Origin of the sequence: Salinisphaera sp. SWV1, from assembly GCF_052044155.1 — a bacterium.
Lineage (GTDB): Bacteria > Pseudomonadota > Gammaproteobacteria > Nevskiales > Salinisphaeraceae > Salinisphaera.
The window spans coordinates 1-549 of sequence record NZ_JBQDYE010000171.1 but is presented as its reverse complement, the minus strand read 5'-3'; the positions used below and the strand labels follow the sequence as shown (position 1 = coordinate 549).

Here is a 549-nt window from a genome sequence, read left to right as displayed (position 1 = left end):
TCTCGACACATGTTCGAGACTCTCCAGGACTTGAACATGCAAGAACACCTACTGCATTTTCCCCAGAGGTAACAATGTTCGTTTTATCTGTGGTTTCAAGACGGGTGTTATTTACCATCTTTTCAGAATCATTAACCTGGCTTAAAAGTCCCGCTGAATATGCCCCACCCGGCTCGACTGGATTATCACCATTCATAAAGATGGTGCCACCAAATTCACTGACTACTGCGCTGGCTGTTATCCCTCTATTTTCTTTGTCAGATACGCTTCCAGAGGTCTTAATATCGCTATCGCTTATATATAATACTTTGTTTTGACTATCAACAGAAATACCATAAGATCCATCACCACTAGTCATCACACTGGCATTATTTATATATCCAGTTACACCGTCATCCACTTTCACAGCATGGCTTTCGTCTTCAGTGGTTAGATACTCTCCATTACTTATCGGATTATTATCTTTGATTTCAATCGGCGATTCTTCATCAGTCATATAGGAAATTATACTATAATCATCCAACAATTGTGTTGCATATGCATTACCCA

1 pseudogene is annotated in these 549 nt (G+C 39.7%); it reads right to left on the bottom strand.

The annotated features are described in order from the left end of the window. Window positions 1-549: pseudogene (locus ACS8YF_RS20075) on the bottom strand (autotransporter outer membrane beta-barrel domain-containing protein); the annotation flags it as partial.